Below are 16,034 nucleotides of genomic sequence, written 5' to 3'. Positions count from 1 at the left end.
ACTATGAATAGGAGGGAGATCATGGAGTTCAAACAAACTCTAGGTATTCAACATCCAATTATTCAAGCTCCTATGGCAGGGGTTACGACACCTGAATTCGTTGCGGCATGTGCAGAAACTGGTGTTTTAGGATCTCTTGGAGCGGGGTATTTATCTGCTGAAGACACACGTACCGCAATTCAGCAGGTGAAGTTACTTACAAAGAGACCTTTTTCTGTGAATCTATTTGTACCGGACAATACACCGTTTGATCAAAAAGAGTTGCGATTAGCCTATTTAGCACTTCAGCCAATAGGGGAACAGCTTGGCATGCCGTTCTGGAAAGCTCCGCTGTCTGAACCGGATTTACAAAGCCAGATCAATGTTGTATTAGAAGAAAAGCCGGCAGTCTGTTCGTTTACATTTGGAATACCGGATGCGGAGTCTGTTGAAAAACTTCACGAATCTGGAATCGTTTTGATAGGTACTGCGACCACAGTGGATGAGGCAATGGCGGTGGAACAAGCAGGGTTGGATATGGTTGTCATCCAAGGTTCAGAAGCCGGTGGACATAGAGGCTCATTTCATCCTGACGGGCCGTTGATTTCAATGGATGGCTTGTTGGCGGAAGTCCGGGAACTTATTCGAATTCCAATCATTGCCGCTGGCGGGATTGCTACGAATGCGCGTATGACCGAACTGCTGAAAAGCGGTGCGTCTGCTATTCAGATTGGAACAGCACTTCTGGCGACGGAAGAAAGTGGAGCAGCGGATGCCTATAAACAGGCAATTTTGAATGCGGATTCGGACAATACGGTAATTACAAACGTATTCTCAGGCAGACCCGCACGCGGGATTCACAATCGATTCATTGAACAGATGAACCAGTCTCCGATTGCACCCTATCCTTATCAAAATGATTTAACGAAGCGGATTAGAAAAGAAGCAGCTGTCCAAAACAATGCGGAGTTTTTATCGCTGTGGGCAGGAACTGCTGTCCACCTTGTGCAAGCAGGCACGGTTCATAGTGTTGTAGCTCAATTATTATCGAAAGAGCAGTAGAGGAGAATGTCTTTGTGCATTCTCCTCTTTTTAGATGACGGAAAATACAGTATACTTGAAAGAATAGGGGATGGAGGGATGGTGTCATGCTGGACTTATTAATCATCATGCTGGAGCGCGTAGGTACGATTGTGGCGGTTGCATTCATCCTGACGCGGTTTCGTTTCTTCAAACAGCTTGTTCATCATGATACTCTAGATCGCCGTCAAACTGTAAGTGCAATTGTGTTCTTTGGATTTTTTGGAATAATCGGGACGTATTTGGGCGTTGCTTTTAATACGGAAACCTTCCATTTCAATAGTGTGACGATGAATTTGGCCGGAGATGAGGCTATTGCCAATTCACGGGTTATTGGAATTGTAGTTGCTGGTTTACTGGGAGGCTACCGTTTCGGTATCGGGGCCGGCCTAATTGCCGGGATTCATCGGATGACCCTTGGTGGATTTACTGCATTTTCTTGCGGGCTATCTACGATTTTGTCCGGTATTTTAGCGAGCTATTTCTATAAAAAAGGAAAAACGGTTAAACCGCTCACTGCTTTTGCAATCGGCGCACTTGCGGAGTCTATGCAAATGGGTCTTATTCTTATGCTATCGAAACCTTTTTCAGAAGCTTGGGCGCTCGTTCAAGCTATCGGTCTGCCAATGATTATCGCAAACGGCGTGGGCACAGCGATATTTCTGCTAATTGTATACAACGTAATGAGTGAGCAGGATCGTGCAACCGCCCTTCAAGCGCAAAAAACGTTGCGAATTGCGAACCAAACACTGGCGCACCTGAGAAAAGGCATGACTCCTGAAACGTGCAGTGAAGTATGCCAGATTCTTTTCAACGAGCTCTCCCCGAGTGCGGTTGCGATGACAAATCGAAATGAAATTCTCGCGCACGTAGGGGTGGCAAGTGATCATCACCGTTCTTACAGCCCGATTCAAACACATATAACAAAAGAAGTGCTTCATCATGGAAATCGTGTGGTCGCCAATGACCGGGCCATCCATTGCGTTCAATCCGATTGTCCGCTAGGTGCCGCAGTCATTGCTCCACTGAAACAGCGCGATCAAGTGGTCGGAACTCTTAAACTGTATTATCCTTCTGAAAAAGCGATTACAGATGTCACGATTGAACTGATTGATGGTCTAAGTTCCTTATTGAGCGATCAGTTGGAAATTGCAGCTGCGGAACAAGCACACGAGTTGGCAAAAGACGCGGAAATAAAAGCATTGCAAGCACAAATCAGTCCGCATTTCTTCTTCAATTCACTGAATGTCATTATTTCTCTTATACGAACGGATCCTGACCAGGCACGGCAGCTGTTGACTTCTTTATCGAAATTCTTGCGTCAAAACGTTGAGGGAACGACTGCTGCACGGGTTACGCTTGAACAAGAATTGGGTCACGTCCGCGCGTATCTTCAAATTGAAGAAGCTCGTTTTGTGGATAAACTAACAATTGACTTTGAAGTTGACCCGACTGTGCTCTCGCAGCTCATCCCGCCGCTCACGCTCCAGCCGATTGTCGAGAATGCGGTTAAACATGGTATCGCAGATATGGCGAGGGGAAGTGTCGTGAAAGTGATGATTGCTGCACAAGACGGAGAAACCGTCATTACAGTTCAGGACAATGGCAAGGGCATTACAACAGAGCGTTTGAAAACGTTAGGGGAACATCCCGTTGAATCGGAATCAGGTACTGGAATGGGACTGTTTAATGTGCATCGCCGCTTAATGATGACGTTTGGTGATCAGGCGGGACTTCAATTTACAACAGCAAGCGGAGAAGGGACAGTTGTGCGTTTCGCGATTCCGAAAGAAGAGGTGAGTCACCATGCCATCTAACATTCAAGCACTTATTGTGGATGATGAACGGTATGCACGCGAAGAACTCATATTTCTGCTTGGACGTTATCCGTATGTGAAAATTGTGGGAGAAGCAGATTCGGGGGATACTGCAATCATGCAGGCGATCCGTTTACAGCCGGACGTTGTTTTTTTAGATGTAGAAATGCCGAAGATGAACGGGATGGAAGTCGCAGCCGTTTTGAAAGAATTGAAGAATCCGCCCCAAATTGTTTTTGCAACCGCTTATCCTCAATTTGCAGCGGATGCTTTCCGGGTAAATGCAATTGATTACTTATTGAAACCATATGAAGAGGATCAGATTCTGCAAACATTAAAGAGAATTCAAGTCAAAGAAACACCAGATAATGGTCAAGAGTCTTTTCATCAGCTTGGGAAATTAGCGATAGAACGGGATGGCGAAATTGTCTACGTCTCTATTAGTTGTATTTTATATATTTGCCGTGAGGATAGTTTGACCCGAATCGTAACAAAGACAGAAGAATATGAAGTGAAACTGACGTTAAAAGAGCTGGAGACGCGACTTACTCCCTTTTCGTTTTATCGCATCCATAAAAGCTATCTGGTGAATCTGCTGCATGTCACCCGATTATCGCCTTGGTTCAACGGTGCTTATCAGCTCGAAATTGATGGAAGCAAAGAGAAATTATCTGTAAGCCGCAACTATGTAAAAGGATTAAGGAAAAAACTTGAACATTGACACAGCACGTTAATATCTCTGACATGCTTCTTACACTCGAAAACTGACATGTTAGCACAGAACCCGCCATTTGTTAGAATAATTAATCTAAACTGATAACAGATTATAAAAAGACAAAGGGGTGGGAAATGCATGTATACATTTCTATTTGGGGTAGTGTTGCTCGTTGTCGGTTATTTCACGTATGGGAAATTCGTGGAGCGCGTTTTCGGGGTGAAGGAAGAACGTCAGACTCCTGCATATGCGAACGCAGACGGCATTGACTATGTACCAATGAACACAAAGAAAAATTCATTGATTCAGCTGCTGAATATTGCAGGCGTTGGCCCGATCTTCGGACCGATTATGGGAGCGCTTTACGGACCTGTTGCGTTTCTGTGGATTGTACTCGGAGCCATTTTTGCGGGTGCAGTACACGACTATTTAACAGGCATGATTTCCATTCGAAATCGTGGAGCACATTTACCGGAACTTGCAGGTAAATTCCTGGGTAAATTCATGAAGCATCTTGTAAACGCTTTCGCAATTTTACTATTACTGCTTGTCGGAACGGTATTTGTATCTGCTCCTGCAGGATTGCTTTACAACTTGATGAATGGTTGGGTTGCAATGGGCATTATTGTCGCAGCAATCTTCATTTATTACATTCTCGCAACGCTGCTTCCGATTGATAAAATCATCGGGCGCTTCTATCCGATTTTCGGTTTGCTGCTCATCATCAGTGCATTGGGCGTTGGAGGCGGGATGCTGTTTACAGGAGCTCCAATTCCTGAATTATCGTTTGCAAACTTGCATCCGGATAATATTCCAATCTTCCCGCTTCTATTCTTGACGATTTCTTGCGGAGCACTGTCAGGTTTCCATGCGACACAAACACCAATTATTTCACGTACGACACAAAGTGAAAAACAAGGCCGTAAAATTTTCTACGGTATGATGATTGCTGAAGGAGTTATCGCAATGATCTGGGCAGCTGCTGGTATGGCGCTGTTCAATGGACCAGTTGGATTGAACGAATTACTTGCTGCTGGCGGTCCTGCAATGATCGTTAGTGAAGCATCTGTTTTAATGCTTGGCGCTGTCGGCGGGACGCTCGCAATCCTTGGGGTTATCATCTTGCCAATCACTTCAGGCGACACTGCATTCCGGAGTGCCCGAATGATTATTGCTGACTATTTCAAGCTGCCGCAAGTGAAAATTCTAAGCCGTCTTTGGATCGCACTTCCGTTATTTGCAGTCTCTATCGCGTTAACATTTGTCGACTTCAATATCCTATGGAGATATTTCTCTTGGGCGAACCAGTCCACTGCGGTAATTGCACTCTTTGTCGCAGCCATGTATTTATTCATTGCCAAAAAGAATTACTGGATTGCACTGGTTCCTGGGACATTTATGCTCATGGCAACCACGACTTATATTTTAAATGCGCAAATAGGCTTTAGATTACCGATGGAAGTATCGTTGATTGGTGCGAGTGTGATTTCGATCTTCCTGGTGGCTTTGTTCTTCTTTGCAGCTCTCAAAGCACGCAAAGAGAATATCCCGCTGGAAGTCACAGCTCCGGATTGGGATGATGCATTGGCAGGAGCAGCTACTGCAGCGTCCGTACCTAAAGAATAATAGTCAGGACCTTCGGCTAATACTCCGGAGGTCTTTTTCATGTTCCTCTATACGTCAAACTCTTTTCCCTTGTATACTAGTCTTAGACAGGGGGATGCTGAATGCGAAAATATATTGGGGAAATCGGTTTGCTCGTGACGGCCGTTATTTGGGGTACAGGATTTCCTGTCAGTGCAATTGCGTTAGACTACTTTAGTCCCTATCAAATTCTTGCAGGACGGTTTGTGATTGGCGCCGTATTGCTGGGAGTTGTGTTTTATAAAAAAATATTGAACCTATCAAAGTCTGTTCTTTTGAAGGGTGGCTTGCTCGGCGTGTTTCTGTACGGAGCATTCGCGTTTCAGACGGTCGGTTTACAATTTACCACGCCGTCCAATAACGCCTTTTTAACAGCGGTGAATGTACTGATCGTTCCTTTCATTGCGTTCGTGCTCTATCGTAGAAAAGTAAGCCCGTTTGAGCTCGTCGGTGCGGTTCTTGCGATGGCTGGAATTGCGCTTTTATCTTTAAATGGGACGCTTTCCATTAATCCGGTGGATGTGCTGTCACTTATGTGTGCGGTGTTCTTTGCATTCCATATTTTTTACACAGGTCAATTTGTCCGCAAAGAGGATGCAATTACACTGACGCTTGTTCAGATGACCGTTGCTGCTGTGATTGCCTGGATTGTTATCGGGGTCAAAGGAGAAGCAGCCCTCCCCATCACAACAGCGTCTGCGACTTCTTTACTCTATTTAGGTGTGTTCTCGACAACTCTTGCATTCCTATTGCAAACTGTTGCACAAAAGCACGTCTCTGAAACAAAAGCAGCCATCCTGCTCTCAATGGAGTCACTGTGGGGAATGATCTTCTCCATTCTCATGCTTCGCGAAATTGTCACAGGCCAGATGATCGCAGGCGCTGCACTCATTTTACTGGCCATCCTGCTCGCAGAAACAAAGCCTTCTTTTTTAGTGAAAAGAAAAATCCGCAAGTCCATTTTGTAAATTCTAATATATTTAAAGTGGTAAATCTATTTTCCTTATTTCAGTAGTTGTTTGAAGCGTAAGGCGGCGACTCCGGCGGAATAAGCGAAGATCGAAGACCCCGCAGAAGCGTAGCGCCGAGGAGGCTGAGATCAAGCCCGCGGAAAGCGTCCGCCTGAAGCGTAAAACAACGGTATCAAGATGTGCTATGCTGCAACTAATATTATGAAGGAATCGCAATTCGAAGCCAAACGTGCGATAATAAAGAAAATGCGCGAACGGACATAACTATCCGTAGAAAAGGATGAAAACATGAAAACAATTGATGTACTCGTAAATGATAAAAGCGGTATTGCTTTAAAGAAAGGCTACCCGCTTATTTTAAAAGACGCTGTCATGAACCCGGAAGTCTTAAAAGAAGAAGGCGACTTGCTTCGTCTGATCGACCGAAACCGCCGATTCATTGCCAAAGGCTACTACGGTAACCAAAACAAAGGAATCGGCTGGGTATTAACGAGAAAAGAAGAAGAAGCCATCGACTTCAAATTTTTCGAATCCCGCATAAGCGCAGCAATTGAACGCCGCAGTAACTTTAAAATGAACACCCAAACCACTGCATACCGTCTATTCAACGGAGAAGGCGACGGAATTGGCGGATTAACCATCGATTACTTCGACGGCTACTACATGGTAAGCTGGTATAGCGAAGGGATTTACTCGATGAAACATCACGTCTATGGCGTGTTAGACAAAATCGTCAATGCAAAAGCAATCTATGAGAAAAAACGCTTTGACACAAAGGGTCAGTATATCGACCAAGACGATTACGTATCAGGAACTCCTGGAGATTTTCCAATCATCGTCAAAGAAAACGGCATGAACTTTGCGGTCGATTTGAATGACGGTGCCATGACTGGAGTATTCCTGGATCAGCGTGACGTCCGTGAAGCACTGCGCGACAAATATTCTGAAGGCAATCACGTGCTGAATACATTTTCTTACACAGGTGCGTTCTCAGTCGCGGCGTTAAGCGGCGGTGCTGTGAAGACGACAAGTGTAGACTTAGCAAAGCGCAGTTTAGCGAAAACGATTGAACAATTCAGCGTAAACGGCATCGACTATGAAGCACAGGATATCAAAGTAATGGATGTCTTCGATTACTTCCGTTATGCGAAGCGCCATGAGCTGAAGTTCGATGTGGTCGTATTAGACCCGCCTAGCTTTGCACGTTCTAAAAAGTACACGTTCAGCTCAGCAAAAGACTATACAGCATTGTTGCAGGACGCAATCGCAATTACTGAGAAAAAAGGATTTATCGTCGCGTCGACGAATAACGCAAGCTTCAGCATGAAGAAGTTTAAAACATTCATCGACGAAGCATTTAAAGCAACAGGTACGAAATATAAAATTTTAGAAGAATCCTCTTTGCCAAAAGATTTCCGTACGAATCGGGACTATCCTGAATTCAACTACTTGAAAGTATGCATCATCCAGAAATTGAAATAAGTGAAAACGCCTAAGTGCATTCGTGCACTTAGGCGTTTTTTGTCACAAAACCGTTGAAGACACAACTGAATTTATGAAGTATTCTTGAAGTAACAGAACGATTCGGGAGGTTGATCGGATGAAACGGATTGCCGGAATACTCATCATAGGCGTATGGCTGCTGTCGGGATGTTCGTATACATTTGCACACGAAGACGGCTACCGGATGGCGGTCATTAACGAAGGATTCCCTGTACCGAACAATGCGTACGAAGTAAAACCGGAAGATTGCACGACAGAGATTGCGAAGTCTGCAAAATATAAAATGAATAACATTGGTGACGAAGAAGGCACGCCGCCCCCTGAATATTTAAAGGAAATTGAAAAATGGGGCTGGACCGAGATGCTGGATGAACGTGTGGGGAATGTCCACTACTTCAAAAAGAACGGAAAAATCATGTCGCTCATTATCCAGCGTGATGTTTTTGACGTGTTTGAAATGAGCGACGAAGTCAAGCTTTGAAAACATCACATAAAGACACATAATTTACCGGTTTTCAGCCATCCTTCTCATAAGGAGGTTTGAAAACGATATGAAACGTCTTTTTGAAGGAATGATTATGGCGACACTGCTACTGGTCTTAAGCGGCTGCGGGGGAATGAATGAAAAAATCCCGGTGAATGCAGACACTGTGAAGACAGTTGAAACGAGATTAATCAACACCAAGGGGAAGCAGATTGGGGAAGCACATTTTACAGATGCAGATGGAATCTTAACGATTAGTTTGAGAGCTGAAGGGCTGAATCCTGGGATACATGGCATCCATCTTCATGAAAAGGCAGTTTGTACACCGCCAGATTTCAAATCAGCGGGCGGTCATTTTAATCCGACAGATAAGCAGCATGGTTTTGACAATCCGAAAGGGTATCACTTAGGAGATTTACCGAATTTAGATGTGGATGACGAAGGGAAAGTGGCAGTAAAAGTGACCATGCATAATCTTACACTGCAGCCGGGGAAGCCCAACTCACTAATGGATGGGGATGGCAGTGCTCTCGTGATTCACGCAGATCCTGATGATTATAAAACAGATCCTTCGGGCAATTCAGGAGAACGGATTGCATGCGCAGAACTTAAAAATAAGTGAAAAAACAGCCAGGCTGAGCGTTGTTCGCGCAGTCTGACTGTTTTTTATCTAAGCAAGAATTCTTCGGAATAATACGGTTGCATGTCTTGGTTAAAGCTCACACCGATACCAAGGCTGCTATAATCTTTTAAAAGTATGTTTTCGCGGTGGCCCTTCGAATTCATCAGTCCTTCGTGTGCAAATATACTGCTGGACTGACCATAGGCTAGATTTTCACCTGCACGCTTAAATCCAATCCCATCTTCCTTAATACGATCAAAAGGGGACAACCCTTGTAAATTATCATGGCTAAAGTAGTCGTTGTCTGCCATATCCGTACTATGTTTCCGCGCGGTTCCTGAAACTGCACTGTCCCAAGAAAGGATGGAGCGGCCGTGCCGCACCCGAGCTGCATTCGTAAGATCGAACAACTGGCGTTCAAACCCATTACGAAGTGCCTCGCTGCGATCTGCATAGAGTGATTTTTTGCTGTTTTCAAGCTCAACAGACACAAGTTCAATGGCGGTTACGGCAGTATCTTGATGGATATCATAAAATACATAGGCGTAAACGTCTCCGAGTTTGAAAAGATCCATGCCTTCATCATCTTGGAGGACAAAAACGTTCAGCCCTTTTCGCATCTTAGTCAGGGGCTGGCCGAGTGCTGCTCTGACATCTGCTTTTGAAGCGCCATACGAAATTCCGATTGTGGATGAGATCAGGTCGTCATTCGTATAAATGGCACCGACGCGATTCGATTCGTCGAGTGAGACCATGACGAAGTTTTGATAATCAGTATGATACGTTTGCCATTCGGCTCCGTATTCGTTGAGAGATTGACTCTTTGGTTCACCAAGTTCAGCCGTTACTTGTTCAGCAGAAGCCCCGATCTCTAGATTGTTAATGGAGATGGGGGTGGCAGTTGGCTTTGCGAGGGCAGGCTTATCGACAGTTTGTTTTGCATCCCGCATTCCTTCAGTTTTATCCGAGATGATGCCTGCTAAATCATGTGTGGCAGTTCGTAATGTATCGATTGTCGATTCAATCGTATCTTTGTTCACAACGTCTTCAAGTTTTTCATCTATAGAATCTAAGAAGGATAGATCGACATACTTAGAGACCGGTTCTTCCCAGTAAGGCTTTGAAAGAAAGAGGGCAACGAGAAGCAGCAAGAATAGAAATAGTCGTTTCAAATAATTCGCCTCCTGTTCTTAGTATACCTTGCTGAAGCCGATTGAATACAGCGTGAACCCTTTAACTTTATATGGCAGATAGTTCCTGTCCGATGAAGTTAAAGCCTCTGATGTATGCCGCAGATTGTTAAAGGGGTGATAGTTTCCAGCAGAGTGGATTGAAGGTATACTTTGGGAAAGAGGGTTAGGTGGACGGAAAGTTGAAGGTACTTACATAACGAGGAGCTGGTGAAATGTTTGGCGGTCTAAGCACAATCCCCAATTGGTTTTATCTAATAGCATTTACAGTCGTTATTTTAATTGTAGTAATCACGGAATGGAAAACGAGATAGGAGTGCAGATATGAAAAAGATGGTCATTCAGAAACCTAAGTTATCAGCGAGAAGGGAACCGCTCAGCACTGAGCAGATCCCAACTGATCCCGGAACGCTTCGCAGTGTTGAAATGGAGTATGGAGATTTACGTTTTACGAGTGGAATGCAGCTTGCCGCGGATGATGCAGTATTCACCGATTGTACATTTGCGGAAATGGATTTATCCGGCGCCTCATTTGTTGACACTGTATTTGAACGGTGTGATTTTTCGAACGTTGCGGCAGGACATGCAGACTTATTGCGATGTGAATTCCGAAACTGTAAACTGACAGGAGCAAATTTCGATCATTCAGGGGTCAAACATGTACGATTCGAGGAATGCGACGCACGTTACAGCAGCTTTAGCTTCAGTAAGCTGCAGGCGGTTCAGCTTGAAGACTCCCAGTTTTCGGAGTCGGACTTCTTTGAATGCATATTAAAAGATATGAAGCTGACCCGCAGTCAATTGGAGAATGCGAATTTTAGAGAAACGGATCTAGCGGGAGTGAATTTAGCTGAGTGTACGTTCGAGCGATTGGAAGTAACCCCGTCCAAAATTGCAGCGTGCACAGTTTCAAAGGAACAAGCAATCGGATTCGCACGGATGTTCGGGTTATTGATACACGAAGAATCATGATATACTGAAACGAACCAAACGAGGAGTGTGTGTCACCTATGCTTACATTTGAAGAAAAACAAACCATCATTGAATCTTTCCCGGAATTGTCGCGTAAAGACGTTTCCATGAAGCGCGTCAACTATCACTATGCGGATAGTAAATTCGATAAAACTGTTGTCGTTCAACATTTACATCCGAATGGCAACGCATTTATCTATGTTGCGGACGTGCCTGGTTATGAGCCGGACAGCCGCGGTCTCGTGAATGTGCGAGAAGCGTCTGAAGCAGAATTGCGAAAGACGATTGAAGATGCAATTGCAGGACTGGCGGAAGAAAAGACTGAAGCAGAACCGGTTGAAGAAGTCTGGTTAGACGGACACAATTCTAAACTTGAGTTGAAAGAAGAGATCGGAGCTTGGAATATTTATCACGGGTTGAATTTAGAAGACAGCTTCGGGGATTACCAAGAAGCTGCGGACTATTTGAGAGAAGAAGGATTTAAGAAAGTGGAGGACGGAGGGATCGTCCGATGAAAGGGAAATCCATTGCGATTGCCGTGATTGTCCTGACAATTGCAGCAGTAGCAGCAATCTACTTCCTAGTTATGGCGACATTTAAACACGACCAGCATCCTGCAGATACATCGATGGGTGCCCCTGTTTCTATTGAGCTGAAAGAACAGTCCGTTATCGTTCGATGAAAAGAGACACACACTCCAAAACGGAGCGTGTGTCTCTTTTTTGAGATTAATTCTTCTTGCGAAACGGCAGCCACCAATTCCAGTCTCCGAACAGTTTCATAAGGCTTGGAACGAGCAGCAAACGGATAATGGTCGCATCAATCGCTACCGCAATCGCAATGCCAACACCAATTTGCTTTACTGGCATAACATCCGTAAATGCGAATGCACCTGTCAGCACAATCATGATGAGCGCGGCGGAGGTGATGACTTTACTTGTTGAAGCAAGACCTTCGACCGTCGATTTGTCATTGTCACCCGTTGCTAAATAAGATTCTTGCATACGGGAGATTAAAAAGACTTCGTAGTCCATACTTAATCCGAACACAAGGCTGAATACGATAACGGGAATGATCAATGCAATCGTACCAGGATGAAGTCCGAAATGACCGTATTGGAAAATATAGACGAGCAGTCCGAATGATGCGGACAGTCCAATAATATTCATAAGAATCGCTTTCAACGGAATAAGGAGTGAACGGAACGCAATCATTAGGATAATGAACGTCGATACGATGATAATGAGCAGAGCAAAGACAATATTATCTGCAATTTCATCGAATATTTCTTGGTTGAATTTTGCTTCCCCTCCGATTTGTAAATTCCACGGAGTCTCTTTTTCAGACCAATTTCGTGCCCATTTCTGCGCTTCACTGGATGCCCCGTCTGCTTCAAGCGTTACAGGAATCATGAGCTGGTCTTTTTCGATAAACGCATCGAGCAAAGGCTGCAACTGTGCAGATTGCTCGGGCAGCTGAAGGGCTTGAGCAAAATCTTCAGGCTGGCCGATCCCGCTTTCAGAGAAAACCGTCGTCACTTTACCAGTGAGTGGATCTTTTTCGAGTGCATCTTGTACTTCTTTCAGGGCATTCAATCCGTCTTCATCTTCCCAGCCGCCCGGACGCTCGGCAATGACAAATGCGGTAGATTCGTTCCGCATCCCGAAAGCGTCTTCCATATGTTCATAGGCAGAACGCGTGTCATAGGAAAGAGGCAGAGAGTCAATCTGAGGAATTGTCAACGTCATATTGCGGACGGGAATCAGCGCAATTCCAAGTATCACGAGTGCTGCAATCGTAATCAGGACTGGACGCTTAATGACACCCTCTGCAAAAGTGCGCCAGCGGTCTGTTTCAGTTTTAACTCGAAGAACTTTCCATTTGTCAATCCGTTCTTTCAGGACCAGTAGTACCGAAGGCAATAACGTAATCGAAGCAAGAACAGCCATTGAAACGACAATCATGCCGCCAAGCGCTATGTTTTGGAAGATATCCACTCGAATGAGCAACATCGCACCAAGGCCAATAAATACACAAAAAGCTGAAAAAATAATAGAGCGTCCAGCGGTTTCAATAGTGGTGCGAACTGCTTCAGGGATCGACTGGATTTTACGTTCTTCCCGATACCGGCTGATGAATAAAAGAGCAAAATCGATACTGAGTGCGAGTCCAAGCATCGGAATGATATTCAGTACAAAGATGGACAGATCCACTTTTTGGCCGAACAATGCGAGTATCCCGAACGATGTCACGATGGTAGCTGCTCCGATAAGTAAAGGAACTATCGAAGCGACTACTGTGCCGAATGCAAATAGGAGTACAATGAGTGCGATCGGCAGACCGATTGCTTCTGCGACCATTAAATCTTTTTGACTGGCTGCATTTATATCTTTGGTAATCGGCGATTGTCCAGTTAGAGTGATGCCGTCATCTGTTCCAACCGTTGTACGAATTTCAGTGACAAGACCGGATTTGTCGCTTTCACTATCGTCAAATTGAAGCATCGCATATGAGATATCGTTCTTGTATTGGCCTGATTCATCCAATGGTGAAATGATATCTTTCGCGATATCGAGCTTTTCGATAGAGGTTAGGGCATCTGAAATCTCGTCGTCTGTTTTCCCTTCGAAGACGAGAAACATGGTTTCGTCAGGCTGATCAAAGTCTTGTGTCAACGTCTTAGAGACGTCTTCTTGTTCTCCGTCCATTCGGAATCCATCACCTTCTAGAAGGCCTGGGAGGCGGATAGCAAAAATAGCAAAGCCGACTAGCATCAGGAGCCAGAAGGCGATGATCCACTTATACCGGGCGGCGACGAAGCCGGAAAATGCTTTCATGTCGTGACCTTCTTTCATATGTAAGTTTCATTATGTTCATCATATCGGGTAGTCAGGGAGAATGGAACTGTTTCGTTGGAAGAATTCGTATTCTTAGTATAGAAGCGATGTCAATTGGAGGAGGAAAGAAGGCATAAAAAAACCGTTCCCTAGGAGGAAACGGTTTTGAAAGGTTGAAGTTAATTAGTTCTTTTCAACGTTTGTAGCTTGAAGACCGCGTTGGCCTTGCTCGATTTCGAAAGTTACATCCTGGCCTTCTTCAAGAGTCTTGAAGCCTTCGCCTTGGATTGCTGAGAAGTGAACGAATACGTCATCGCCATCTTCGCGTTCGATGAAGCCGTAACCTTTTTCTGCGTTAAACCATTTTACTTTACCATGTTCCATGTTTGTTTCCTCCTCGTATGCGGATTTCGCATACACTGTGTTACTATCCTTGCTCAAATCTTGAAAGTGTTAAGTGAACTTAACCATCGCGTCGAACAAAAATAATTCTCTTTAATCATAACAGAGGGCTGTTGGCAAAGCAACCCATTCGCTTCAAATTAGGAAAACAAGGCCAGCAATTGATACAGCACTGCAGCTACCAATGCAGAGATCGGCATTGTGATCACCCAAGTGATGACAATCTTCTTTGCAGTGCCCCATTTGACGCCTTTTACACGTTGCGCAGAGCCTACTCCCATAATGGAAGAAGAGATGACATGTGTTGTCGAGACGGGCAAGTGAAGCAGCGTGGCACCGAAAATAATCGCCGCTGAGTTCAAATCGGCAGCAGCGCCGTGAATCGGCCGGATTTTCATGATTTTACCGCCGACGGTTTTAATGATTTTATAGCCGCCGATTGATGTCCCGATACCCATTGACGTTGCAGCTGCAATGCGGACCCACATTTGAATATCATCGCCTGTTTGAAGGTCTGCAGCAATGAGAGCCATCGTTATAATTCCCATCGCTTTCTGAGCATCGTTTGTTCCGTGCGTAAACGATTGGATGGCCGCAGTGAGAATCTGCAAATACCGGATTCGTTTGTTTGCTTTAAACAAATTTCGGTTTTTCAGTACAGCACGCAGGATATTCATGACGATGAATCCGCCGACAATGGCAATGACCGGTGAAATTAGAAGTGCTTCCATAATCTTTATGAAACCAGTATAGTTCAAAATTCCAAATCCAGCCGCTGAAATTGCAGCACCTGCAATTGAACCGATTAAAGCATGTGATGAACTTGAAGGTATACCGAAATACCAAGTTACTAAGTTCCAAATAATCGCAGACAGAAGAGCGGCTAAAATGACGAGCGATCCATTCTCCAGTGTGAATGGATCGACGATGTCTTTTGAAATGGTTTTTGCGACTCCGGTAAACGTTAATGCACCCGCAAAGTTCATCGTTGCTGCTAGTAAAATGGCAACACGGGGCTTAAGCGCGCGCGTTGAGACAGAAGTGGCAATTGCATTCGCTGTATCATGGAAGCCGTTGATGAAATCAAATGCAAGTGCACAAACTACGATCAAAATCGTTAAAAGCAATACTGTATCCATCAGTTTGTCCCCTTACGCGTTACGCATGATGATCGTCTCAATCGTGTTGGCGACGTCCTGGCAGTAATCTGCGATATCTTCCAGCAGTTCGTATATATCTTTAAATTGGATGATGCGGATTGGATCCGTTTCGCGAATGAATAATTGTTTAATGGAAGTACGCAGCACTTCATCACAAATTCGTTCGTATTCTTTGATGGTAACGGCATGATCGCGCATTTCTACAAGTTTTCTGCGTTCTAACAACTTCATAGCTTTTACAATTTCGTCAGAACTTTTCACGATGTTATCCATGAATGTCTGAACGTATTCATCGATTTCTATCAATGAAAACATTTCTAAATTAGCGGCGAAATGTTCGATTCCGTCTAAAATATCGTCCATTTTAATAGCAAGCTGTAAAATGTCCTCACGTTCAATAGGTGTCATGAACGAAGTGTTCAACTTTGAAATCAGCTCGTGAATCAGGTCGTCCCCATCCGTCTCATATTTCTTTAAACGAATGCTGACTTCTTTTAAGTCTGCAACGGATGTCACTTTATAATCATTTGCGTAATGCATCGCTTCTTGCACGTGTTCTGCAATTGTCAGCAACGCTGCAAAAAAAGGATCTGTTTTTCTTGGACTGAACATGATTGACCTCCATCCGATTAACGGAAAGTGTATTGGTTAATAACTT

Annotated in this window: 16 protein-coding genes; 11 read left to right on the top strand and 5 right to left on the bottom strand. The window is 44.5% G+C overall.

Annotated features, from left to right (window positions below; genetic code table 11):
• The first annotated feature begins 21 nt into the window (after positions 1-21).
• The 8 genes from PGH26_RS14400 (at position 22) to PGH26_RS14365 (ending at position 8,815) form a co-directional block, all read left to right on the top strand.
• Positions 22-1,041, top strand: coding sequence for an NAD(P)H-dependent flavin oxidoreductase (locus tag PGH26_RS14400; RefSeq protein WP_323691727.1), 1,020 nt, complete (start codon positions 22-24; stop codon positions 1,039-1,041).
• Between the two features lie 86 nt (positions 1,042-1,127).
• On the top strand, positions 1,128-2,876 hold the full coding sequence (locus PGH26_RS14395) for a sensor histidine kinase (protein ID WP_323691726.1): 1,749 nt from the start codon (positions 1,128-1,130) through the stop codon (positions 2,874-2,876).
• Entirely contained in the window at positions 2,866-3,597 is a 732-nt protein-coding gene (locus PGH26_RS14390; protein WP_323691725.1) for a LytR/AlgR family response regulator transcription factor, read from the top strand. The genes PGH26_RS14395 and PGH26_RS14390 overlap by 11 nt, the downstream gene beginning before the upstream one ends.
• Positions 3,598-3,729: 132 nt before the next feature.
• Positions 3,730-5,217: a carbon starvation CstA family protein gene (locus tag PGH26_RS14385; RefSeq protein WP_323691724.1), complete on the top strand. Its 1,488-nt coding sequence runs from the start codon at positions 3,730-3,732 to the stop codon at positions 5,215-5,217.
• Between the two features lie 101 nt (positions 5,218-5,318).
• Positions 5,319-6,203 (top strand): DMT family transporter, encoded by an 885-nt coding sequence (locus PGH26_RS14380; RefSeq protein WP_323691723.1) that lies wholly within the window; start codon positions 5,319-5,321, stop codon positions 6,201-6,203.
• A 291-nt stretch (positions 6,204-6,494) separates the two neighbouring features.
• Positions 6,495-7,688 (top strand): class I SAM-dependent rRNA methyltransferase, encoded by a 1,194-nt coding sequence (locus PGH26_RS14375; protein WP_323691722.1) that lies wholly within the window; start codon positions 6,495-6,497, stop codon positions 7,686-7,688.
• 118 nt (positions 7,689-7,806) lie between these two features.
• On the top strand, positions 7,807-8,190 hold the full coding sequence (locus PGH26_RS14370) for a hypothetical protein (RefSeq protein WP_323691721.1): 384 nt from the start codon (positions 7,807-7,809) through the stop codon (positions 8,188-8,190).
• Between the two features lie 70 nt (positions 8,191-8,260).
• Positions 8,261-8,815: a superoxide dismutase family protein gene (locus PGH26_RS14365; protein ID WP_323691720.1), complete on the top strand. Its 555-nt coding sequence runs from the start codon at positions 8,261-8,263 to the stop codon at positions 8,813-8,815.
• A gap of 44 nt (positions 8,816-8,859) precedes the next feature.
• On the opposite strand, the gene PGH26_RS14360 is transcribed toward PGH26_RS14365, so the two are convergent.
• Positions 8,860-9,987 (bottom strand): CAP domain-containing protein, encoded by a 1,128-nt coding sequence (locus PGH26_RS14360; protein WP_323691719.1) that lies wholly within the window; start codon positions 9,985-9,987, stop codon positions 8,860-8,862.
• 342 nt (positions 9,988-10,329) lie between these two features.
• Between PGH26_RS14360 and PGH26_RS14355 the strand changes: the two genes are divergently transcribed.
• The 3 genes from PGH26_RS14355 to PGH26_RS14345 are packed head-to-tail and all read left to right on the top strand — an operon-like array spanning position 10,330 to position 11,659.
• Positions 10,330-10,977 carry a pentapeptide repeat-containing protein gene (locus PGH26_RS14355; protein WP_323691718.1) on the top strand — a complete coding sequence of 216 codons (648 nt, stop codon included), beginning with the start codon at positions 10,330-10,332 and terminating at the stop codon, positions 10,975-10,977.
• A 38-nt stretch (positions 10,978-11,015) separates the two neighbouring features.
• Entirely contained in the window at positions 11,016-11,492 is a 477-nt protein-coding gene (locus tag PGH26_RS14350; protein WP_323691717.1) for a hypothetical protein, read from the top strand.
• Positions 11,489-11,659: a hypothetical protein gene (locus PGH26_RS14345; protein ID WP_323691716.1), complete on the top strand. Its 171-nt coding sequence runs from the start codon at positions 11,489-11,491 to the stop codon at positions 11,657-11,659. The genes PGH26_RS14350 and PGH26_RS14345 overlap by 4 nt, the downstream gene beginning before the upstream one ends.
• Positions 11,660-11,705: 46 nt before the next feature.
• Here PGH26_RS14345 and PGH26_RS14340 read toward each other — a convergent pair whose 3' ends face one another.
• The 4 genes from PGH26_RS14340 to PGH26_RS14325 form a co-directional block, all read right to left on the bottom strand.
• A complete protein-coding gene (locus tag PGH26_RS14340; protein ID WP_323691715.1) occupies positions 11,706-13,814 on the bottom strand; it encodes an MMPL family transporter in 2,109 nt (702 codons plus the stop codon).
• Between the two features lie 183 nt (positions 13,815-13,997).
• On the bottom strand, positions 13,998-14,198 hold the full coding sequence (locus PGH26_RS14335; RefSeq protein ID WP_025783780.1) for a cold-shock protein: 201 nt from the start codon (positions 14,196-14,198) through the stop codon (positions 13,998-14,000).
• 158 nt (positions 14,199-14,356) lie between these two features.
• Positions 14,357-15,355 (bottom strand): inorganic phosphate transporter, encoded by a 999-nt coding sequence (locus PGH26_RS14330; RefSeq protein ID WP_323691714.1) that lies wholly within the window; start codon positions 15,353-15,355, stop codon positions 14,357-14,359.
• A gap of 12 nt (positions 15,356-15,367) precedes the next feature.
• Complete coding sequence (locus PGH26_RS14325; RefSeq protein ID WP_323691713.1) at positions 15,368-15,988, bottom strand: DUF47 domain-containing protein; 621 nt, start codon at positions 15,986-15,988, stop codon at positions 15,368-15,370.
• Between the last annotated feature and the right edge of the window lie 46 nt (positions 15,989-16,034).

It is taken from the genome of Sporosarcina jeotgali, assembly GCF_033304595.1.
Taxonomy (GTDB): Bacteria; Bacillota; Bacilli; order Bacillales_A; family Planococcaceae; genus Sporosarcina; species Sporosarcina jeotgali.
Note: the sequence above shows the minus strand (reverse complement) of the source record. Positions and strands in the feature narration are given on the sequence as shown.